At 63.0% G+C, this 8,208-nt stretch carries 9 protein-coding genes and 1 pseudogene; 2 read left to right on the top strand and 8 right to left on the bottom strand.

Annotated features, from left to right (window positions below; genetic code table 11):
• Nucleotides 1–496: pseudogene (locus EN745_RS09385) on the bottom strand (alanine dehydrogenase); the annotation flags it as partial.
• A 117-nt stretch (nt 497–613) separates the two neighbouring features.
• Between EN745_RS09385 and EN745_RS09380 the strand changes: the two are divergent.
• Together EN745_RS09380 and EN745_RS09370 are read left to right on the top strand one after the other, a co-directional pair.
• Nucleotides 614–799, top strand: a complete 186-nt coding sequence (locus EN745_RS09380; protein ID WP_127421104.1) for a hypothetical protein — start codon at nt 614–616, stop codon at nt 797–799.
• A gap of 735 nt (nt 800–1,534) precedes the next feature.
• Nucleotides 1,535–1,756 carry a hypothetical protein gene (locus EN745_RS09370; RefSeq protein WP_127421102.1) on the top strand — a complete coding sequence of 74 codons (222 nt, stop codon included), beginning with the start codon at nt 1,535–1,537 and terminating at the stop codon, nt 1,754–1,756.
• 73 nt (nt 1,757–1,829) lie between these two features.
• Here the strand turns inward: EN745_RS09370 and panD are convergent, their stop codons facing one another.
• From panD to nadC, 7 genes are all read right to left on the bottom strand, one after another.
• Nucleotides 1,830–2,282 (bottom strand): aspartate 1-decarboxylase, encoded by a 453-nt coding sequence (gene panD, locus EN745_RS09365; RefSeq protein ID WP_127421101.1) that lies wholly within the window; start codon nt 2,280–2,282, stop codon nt 1,830–1,832.
• Between the two features lie 70 nt (nt 2,283–2,352).
• Complete coding sequence (locus EN745_RS09360) at nt 2,353–3,336, bottom strand: beta-ketoacyl-ACP synthase III (RefSeq protein WP_127421100.1); 984 nt, start codon at nt 3,334–3,336, stop codon at nt 2,353–2,355.
• Nucleotides 3,333–4,598 (bottom strand): adenosylmethionine--8-amino-7-oxononanoate transaminase, encoded by a 1,266-nt coding sequence (locus tag EN745_RS09355; RefSeq protein WP_127421099.1) that lies wholly within the window; start codon nt 4,596–4,598, stop codon nt 3,333–3,335. The genes EN745_RS09360 and EN745_RS09355 overlap by 4 nt, the downstream gene beginning before the upstream one ends.
• A complete protein-coding gene (gene bioD / locus EN745_RS09350; RefSeq protein WP_127421098.1) occupies nt 4,598–5,233 on the bottom strand; it encodes a dethiobiotin synthase in 636 nt (211 codons plus the stop codon). Before bioD ends, EN745_RS09355 begins: the two co-directional genes overlap by 1 nt.
• An 11-nt stretch (nt 5,234–5,244) precedes the next feature.
• On the bottom strand, nt 5,245–6,384 hold the full coding sequence (locus tag EN745_RS09345) for an 8-amino-7-oxononanoate synthase (protein ID WP_127421097.1): 1,140 nt from the start codon (nt 6,382–6,384) through the stop codon (nt 5,245–5,247).
• Nucleotides 6,381–7,376: a biotin synthase BioB gene (gene bioB / locus EN745_RS09340; protein ID WP_127421096.1), complete on the bottom strand. Its 996-nt coding sequence runs from the start codon at nt 7,374–7,376 to the stop codon at nt 6,381–6,383. Before bioB ends, EN745_RS09345 begins: the two co-directional genes overlap by 4 nt.
• Nucleotides 7,377–7,472: 96 nt before the next feature.
• On the bottom strand, nt 7,473–8,208 hold a 736-nt coding region (gene nadC / locus EN745_RS09335; protein WP_245487673.1), incomplete at its 5' end, for a carboxylating nicotinate-nucleotide diphosphorylase.

The raw sequence follows: 8,208 nt of genomic DNA, 5'->3' as shown, positions 1-8,208 counted from the left end.
CGCCGGGCACGCCGCCGAGCAGCACGCCACGGCCGCCATTGGCCTTCTGCAGCGCCGTCGCGCCAGCCTGGATCGACAAGCGTCCGGCAACTTCCGACATCGGCGCCAGCAGCGGCAGGCCGCCTCGGTCGTCGGTCACGGTTTCGTAGGCGATTGCGGTCACGCCGGAAGCGAGCAGGCCCTTGGTCTGCTCCGGATCCGGAGCCAGATGAAGATAGGTGTACAGGATCTGGCCGTCGCGCAGCTGCACCCATTCAATGGGCTGCGGCTCCTTGACCTTGACGATCATGTCCGACTTGGCGAATACGTCGGCGGCGGTCTTGGCGATGGTGGCGCCGGCGGCGCGGTAGGCATTGTCATCGGCGCCGATGCCGGCACCCGCACCGGTCTCGACCAGCACTTCATGGCCATGGGCGACATATTCGCGGACCGAGCCGGGCGTGAGGCCGACGCGATACTCGTGGTTCTTGATCTCCTTGGGGCAGCCGACGCGCATTGTCTTCTCCTGATCCGGCCCTTTTGGGCTCGCTCCCTGTATTGTTGGAGTGAACCATGAATCGCGGCGAAGGTGTTTGCGAATGCGCTTTCGCGAACAGTCCTCTTTCGATAATCGTTGCGCGAAATAGTGAGATATTCGCAGGATTCACGAGAACTGCCGCTCGGCACGATTGATATCGCCATTCTCGACAGGATCGATATCGCCATTCTTGAGACTTTGCAGAAGGATGCGCGCCGGATTCAGTCCGGCGTGAACGCCATGCCTGCGCATGACGGCTGGGCAAAACCAGGGCGATCGTGACGCGCTGCTGTGAAAACCACGTCTCGCCGACGATGTCCTGCTGCCGGCCGGTCGCGACCTGTTTGCGGCGCAGCGATTAGATTGCACCGCCTTCTCCGCGCCAGCGTTTCACAGCCGAAAAACCCGCCACTCTTGGGCACGAGCGGCGGGTTTTTGCAGCGTTACTCGGACTGAATACGCGTCCTCAATCACATTGACCGCGGGTGGTTAAGTCTGCATTAACATTCAAGATCCGGGTATCTAAATCGATACGAGCGCAAGATGCCGCGCGGTCGGACGTTCCGGGCCCAAATCCTTTTCGCCGTCAAATCGGCAAGGCGTCAGCCATCACAAAATCCGCGCTTGACGTTACGTAAGCTCTCGTGTTTTTCGCTGTGCGGGGAACGACTTCCAGTCTCGGTCCAGGGCGTCGAAAATGAGGGGCAGCGATGGTGGCTGGCGAGCCAAATGACGTGCGCGTCAAACGCGCCGGTGGGGGATGGGTGGTTCATATTGTCGAGGACGGCAAACTGACAGTTCTTCGATTCAAGACACAGCCTCCCGCCGAAAATTCGGCCGATGAGCAACGAACCAGGCTCGGCCTTGCTAGCAAGCCACCAATTGACGAACGCTGATGTCTGCACCGGATTTGGGGAGACGTTGGATGGCTGGTGAGCCTTTACGCCGGCGGGAGGAACACATCGCCGAAGGGCCATTTCAACGCTGTTTGCGGCCGTTCGGCTGGCCATATTTACGATGATGGTTGGCGCCGCTGGCGATGCGGAAGACGACTATGTGACCCGCTTGATCGACACGGCGGCAAAGATCACGAAAAGCCAGGTCGTCAAGGACCCGGCCGCGTCGCTGGAAAAAGCAGCAAGAATTTGCAGGCGGCCGCCGCAACTGACTTCAGACAGGGAATCGAGCCGCGTGGCTGTTGGCTCAACCGTGGAGTTGCCGACATTGCGCGATCCGTGAGGCTTAGGTCCTCTCTTCAGCGCTGGGCAAGCTGGAACGGGACGGAGAGACTCTCTCACATGTGCGGCGGGTGTCACGCCCCGGAGACCAGGGCAGGAATGGCCAAAGCCTCATCCGCCTCGTCAAGGATGGAGAAACTGTAGCGGCCGTCTGGGTCAAGATCGACCGAGTAACTCAGGCGGTCGAGTATGTTGTTATCCTGGTCGAACGTAACGATCCGCGGCTTCAGAGAGGTAATGTGCGCTTCGTCCAGATAGATGGAGTTGCAGACAATGATCTGGTCGTCGGGCTGGCAGGTGCGGGCAGCCGCTCCGTTTAGGATGCAGCATCGTGAGCCCCGCTCGCCGAGAATGACATAGGTTGAAATCCGCGCCCCGGAATTCTTGTTCCATATCTCCACGAATTCCATGGGCAGGATCCCTGCTTCTTCGCAGTGGTCAGGGTCCAGCGTTATCGAACCATGGTAGTTGAGGTTCGCTTCGGTAACGTAGATGCCGTGCAGCTTGCCGGCGACTATTTTTCGCATTGGTTCTTTTGTCCCTATCGATCATACACGGTCAGGATCTTGCCGTCCTCTTGGCGGCTCGGTCGCCCCGCTAAACTCCGACGACGAGCGCGCCGCCGCTGAGACCCGCCCCTGCGGCTGCCAGCAGGATTTTCTCGCCCGGCCGAAACGGCTCCGTCTGATTGGCCAGCGACAGCGACAGTGGGATCGTCGCGGCGGAAGAGTTGCCGTAGTCGACGATCGTCTTGACGATCGCATGATCTGCTATGCCGAGGTTTCTCCCAACGGCATCGAAAATGCGGGCATTGGCCTGATGCGGCACGAACCAGTCGATGTCCTGCGGCCGCATTCGGGCAGCAGTGAGCGCGTCCTTCGAGCAGGCAGTCATCATCTCGACCGCCTTGGCGAACACTTCACGACCGTCGGTGATCGTCATTCGAGTCTGCTCGAGGTCGAGGTCGCCGTGGAACGGCTTGTTGCTTCCTCCAGCAGGAATCTGGATCAGCCCGTAGCGCGAGCCATCGGAATCCACCGAGGCACCGAGAATGCCGCGATCGGGGTCCTCGCGGGGGCCAATCACCAGGGCGCCGGCGGCATCGGCAAACAGCACGGCGCTGGCGCGCTCGGCCGGATTGATGCGACGGCTGAGGATGTTGGCGGCGATGACAAGGGCCGATTTGCCGTGCAGGCGGGTGAATCCGTCGGCGAACATCAGCGCATAGATGAAGCCGGCGCAAGCACCAGCGAGGTCGACCGCGCCGGCCCGGCCGAGACCCAGACGATGAGCTACGAGCGGCGCGCTGGGCGGCAGGAGGTGATCGGGTGTCGAGGTGGCAAGCAACAGCAGCCCGATGTCGCTCCGCTCGATGCCGGCATTCGCCAGCGCCATGTCGCCGGCATGCGCGGCAAGGCCCGACAACGTGTCTTCGTCGTTTGCCCAGAAGCGTGACCGTATCCCGGTCCGCCGCTCGATCCACCCGGGTTCGAGCCCGAGACGGCTTTCGATTTCCGGGTTCTCGACTTTTCGCCCAGGCGCGTGATGACCGAACCCGAGAATGCGCGACGACCTGCTCATGGCTTTGAGCCGAAGCGTTCGCCGGCCTCCTCGATTGCGTCATAGAGCCCGTCCAATTCGCCGCCAGTGATGCAATAGGGCGGCATAAGATAGAGGACATTGCCGAGCGGACGGACAAGCAGCCCCTTGTCGAGGAAGAACGCGCGCAGCTTCGGTCCGATCTCGGCGAGATAACCTGCGGAATCGGCTCGAAGGTCGAGCGCTGCGATCGTTCCCGTCGCCCGGCAGTCGGTGAAGTAGGGATTGTCGCGAAAGCGTTGCAGTCCGGCGACCTGCATCCCACTCAAGGTCGCGACCCGCTCGGCCACCGGCTCGTCATGCCAGATCTCGACATTGGCGAGTGCTGCCGCGCAGGCAATCGGATTGGCGGTGTAGGAGCTCGAATGAAAGAAGGTCTTCTTCCGATCCTCGGAATAATGGGCCTGGAAGATGGCATCGGTGGCAAGCGTGGCGGCCAGTGGGATGGTGCCGCCGGTCAGGCCTTTCGAGGTACACAGGATATCGGGAGAGATGGATGCCTGCTCGCAGGCGAACATGGTTCCGGTGCGGCCCCAGCCGGTCATCACCTCGTCGGCGATCAGCAGCGTGCCGGAGGCTTCGGCGATCTTCTTCAATTCGGTGAGAACCCAGGTCGGATACATCAGCATGCCACCGGCGCCAAGCACCAGCGGCTCGATGATCAGCGCGGCCGCGCGCCGGTCGCGGGAAACTGCCTCGAACCGATCGAGCGTCTCCTGCTCTCGCCCAGCGGCCGGGAACGGGATGGTGTCAACCTCGAACAGCAAAGGCTCGTAGGCGGCGTTGAACACGCCGCGGGCGCCGACGCTCATCGTGCCGATCGTGTCGCCATGATAGCTGTGCTCCATGACGGCGATGCGCGAGCGCGGCGCGCCGATGTTGCGGAAATAGCCGAGCGCCATCTTCAATGCGACTTCGACTGAGGTCGAGCCGCTGTCGGAATAGAACACCCGGTCGAGGCCTGCGGGCGCGAGGCCGACAAGCGCCTCGGCCAGGCGTTCGGCCGGCTCGTGGGTGAAGCCGGCGAAGATGATCTGGTCGAGGCTCGACGCGGTCGCCTCGATGGCCTTCATGATGCGGGGATGGCGGTGGCCATGGGTGACGACCCACCAGGAGGAAATCGCGTCCAGGATGCGAGCGCCGTCGGCCTTGTGGAGATAGGCGCCTTCCGTCAGCACGATTTCAGGGATCGCCGGCTCGAGCGCGTGCTGTGTGAACGGATGCCAGACTCGGGACTGCGCCATCATTCGCCTCCGGCAATCAGGGCAAGGTCGAAGCCGGCAACCATCGCGTCCCTCAGCGTTTCACCCGTCAGTGCGTCGAGATGCGGCAGCCTGCCGAGCTGTGGCACACCGCCGAATTCCACGATCGTCCTTTGCGTATCGGCTACCTCTTCGCCGATGAAGGCGACGCCGATCAGTGGGATGGAGCGGGCTCGCAGGGCCTCGATCGACAGCAAGGTGTGGTTGATTGTGCCGAGCGCGGTACGGGCGCACAAAATGACCGGCAGCCGCCACTCAGCGAAGATGTCGATGAACTTGGTGCGCCGGTTGAGCGGCACCATCAGCCCGCCCGCGCCCTCGATGACCAGCGGCGTCGGCAGGACGGGAAAAGTAAGATCGGCAGCCTTGATCGCGACGCCGTCGATTTCGGCCGAACGATGCGGCGAAAGCGGGCTCTTCAAGCGGTAGGCTTCCGGCAGCACGCGCTCTGGGGGCAAGCCGGCAAGTCGCGCGACGACCTCGCTGTCGGTCTCGCCGTCGAGGCCCGATTGCACCGGCTTCCAGTAGAAACCGTCGAGCAGGCCGGCGAGCCCGGCCGCAAACACGGTCTTGCCAATCCCGGTATCGGTTCCGGTGATGACGATGCGTTGGGTCATGCCGCCTCCGGTCATGTCTGGGCCAACACTTCGACCAGCGCCTCGACCATCGCCGAAATGTCAGCTTCGTCGACGTTGAGCGTCAGGGAAATGCGAAGGCGCGACGTGCCTTCGGGCACGGTCGGCGGACGAATGCCGCGTATGTCGAAGCCGCGCGCCTGCAGTGCCGCCGCCACCGCCATGGTGCGTCCGACGTCGCCGATGACGAACGGCTGGATCTGCGAGCCGCTGGGCGTCACGCCGCAGCGGTCGGCCAATTGCCGGCCGGCGAAGGCAACACGCTCGTCCAACTGGACACGGCGCTGGGGCTCGTCGGACAGCATGGCGAGCGCTTCGCGCACCGCGACCGCCATCAGCGGCGATGGCGCGGTGGCGTAGATGAATGGCCGGCAACGGTTGACGAGATAGTCGCAAAACGTTCGTGGAGCGGTAACGAGTGCGCCGGACGCACCGAGCGCCTTGCCGCAAGTATGCACCGCGACGATGTTGTCGCGACCCTCGAATGCGGCGGCCAGCCCCCGGCCGTCCGGCCCCCAGACACCGGTGGCGTGCGCCTCGTCGACCACGATGAATGCTTCATGCCGATCGGCAAGCGCGACGAGGCTCTCCATCGGCGCGCGGTCGCCATCCATGCTGTAGAGGCTTTCGATCACGATCCAGACGCGCCCCATGCCGCCTTCGGCGCGCCAGCGCGTGATCGCGTCTTCGACAGCATTGACGTCGTTGTGCGCGGTCAGCACGAACTGGGCGCGTCCGGCCTGCGCGCCCTCATGCATGCTGGCATGGGCAAGTTCGTCGAGAACCAGAAGGTCGCCCTTCTGCGGCAACGCGGTCAGGAGAGCGAAGTTGGCGATGTAGCCGCTGCCGAAGAACAGCGCGCGTTTGGCGCCGAAGAATGCCGCGGCGTCCGCCTCCAGCTGCTCATGCTCCGGCGCGTTGCCGCGCAACAGCCGCGAGCCGGTGGCGCCAACCGGCGTGCCCCGCGCAATCGCCGCCGCAACCGCCTCACCCAGTCTCCTGGAGGCGGCAAGCCCGAGATAGTCATTCGAGGAGAAGTCGAGACCGGCGCGCGGCGCCAGCGTCCGCAACCGGTCCTTGCGCGCCAGCCCCTGCAAGGTCGCGTCATAGCGCGCAAGCGGTGCCCCGCTCATTGCCCCTCGAGTTCCATCGGCTCGATGCCGAGGCGGCGAAGGAGCAAAAGATCCTTGTCCTCGCCGGGATTGTTCGCGGTCAGCAGCGTGTCGCCGACGAAGATCGAGTTGGCGCCGGCAAAGAAGCACAGTGCCTGCATCTCGTCGGTCATTGCGGTGCGGCCAGCGGAAAGACGGACATGCGATTTCGGCATCATGATGCGCGCCAGAGCGATCACGCGCACGAATTCGATAGGCTCGATGGGCCTGGCTTCGGCAAGCGGGGTGCCGGCGATCGGGATCAGCATGTTGATCGGAACGCTTTGCGGATGTTCCGGCAGGTTGGCCAGCGTCACCAGCATGTCGATCCGGTCCACCGGCTCTTCGCCCATGCCGACAATGCCACCACAGCAGACCTTGATGCCGGATTGGCGCACCTGTTCGAGCGTATCGAGCCGGTCGGCAAAGCTGCGCGTGCTGATGATCTCACTGTAGTAGCGTTCCGACGTATCGATGTTGTGGTTGTAATAATCGAGACCAGCCTGTTTCAGTCGAGCGGCCTGCTCAAGATCGAGCATGCCGAGTGTCATGCAGGTTTCCATGCCGAGCGCCTTGACGCCTTCGACCATCGCCACCACTGCATCCATGTCGCGTGCCTTCGGGTTTCGCCAGGCCGCACCCATGCAATAGCGGGTGGCACCGGCATCACGCGCCTTGGTCGCCTCGGCGATGACGCGGTCGACCTCCATCAGCTTCGACGCCTTCAGGCCGGTTCCATGATGGGCCGACTGGCTGCAATAGCCGCAATCCTCCGGACAGCCGCCGGTCTTGATGCTGAGAAGCCGGCTGAGCTGGACCTTGTTGGGATCGAAATTCTGGCGGTGAACGGTTTGCGCAAGGAACAGCAGATTGTTGAAGGGAGCATCGTGAAGCGCCCGAGCCTTTTCCACGGTCCAGATCCCGCCATCAGCGGATGGCATCTGTGGCATTGTCTTCGAATTCGGTGCGTGCATCTCTATCCATTCTTTGGGTGTGGCCTTTGCCGCTTTGCTGGCTGATTGACGGCGACCGGAAAGGTGTCGGTGCGCTGCCGTGCGTTCGTCAGGCGATCATGAGTCCCGATAGTCGAGGCCGATATCGAGGATCGGCGCACTGTGGGTCAGCCAGCCGATGGAGATCAGATCGACGCCGGTCGCGGCGATGGCTGGCACCGTGGCGGCGGTGATCCTGCCCGATGCTTCGGTGATGCATCGACCAGCGACCATCGATACCGCATGGCGCAATTCGTCGAGCGACATGTTGTCGAGCAGGACCGCATCGGGGGCGAGAGCCAGGACCTCTTCCAACTGGACAAGCGTATCGACTTCGACCTCGATCTTGACGAGATGGCCGACACTTGCTCGCGTTCGTTCGATGGCCGGGCGGATTCCTCCTGCGATGGCGATATGGTTGTCCTTGATCAGGATGGCGTCGTCGAGGCCGAAACGGTGATTGGCGCCGCCACCAGCGCGCACGGCGTATTTTTCGACTGCCCGCAAACCGGGCGTCGTCTTGCGCGTGCAGACGATCTTCGCCTTGTGTTCGCGGATCGCATTGACAATCGACGCCGTCGCCGTGGCGATGCCGCTCAGATGGCACAGAAAATTGAGTGCCGTCCGTTCAGCGGTGAGAATGGCTCGCGCCGGCCCGCTCACCGTTGCAATGACATCTCCTTGAGAGACTTCGCTGCCGTCCGCTCGTTCCACCTTAATCTCGACATTCCGTTCGATGAGCCGGAAGGCGAGCATCGCCAGATCGAGCCCCGCGACAACTCCAGTCTGCCGTGCCGAAAGCACGGTCGTTGCC

The sequence above is a fragment of the Mesorhizobium sp. M4A.F.Ca.ET.022.05.2.1 genome, from assembly GCF_003998845.1.
GTDB lineage: Bacteria > Pseudomonadota > Alphaproteobacteria > Rhizobiales > Rhizobiaceae > Mesorhizobium.
Note: the sequence above shows the minus strand (reverse complement) of the source record. Positions and strands in the feature narration are given on the sequence as shown.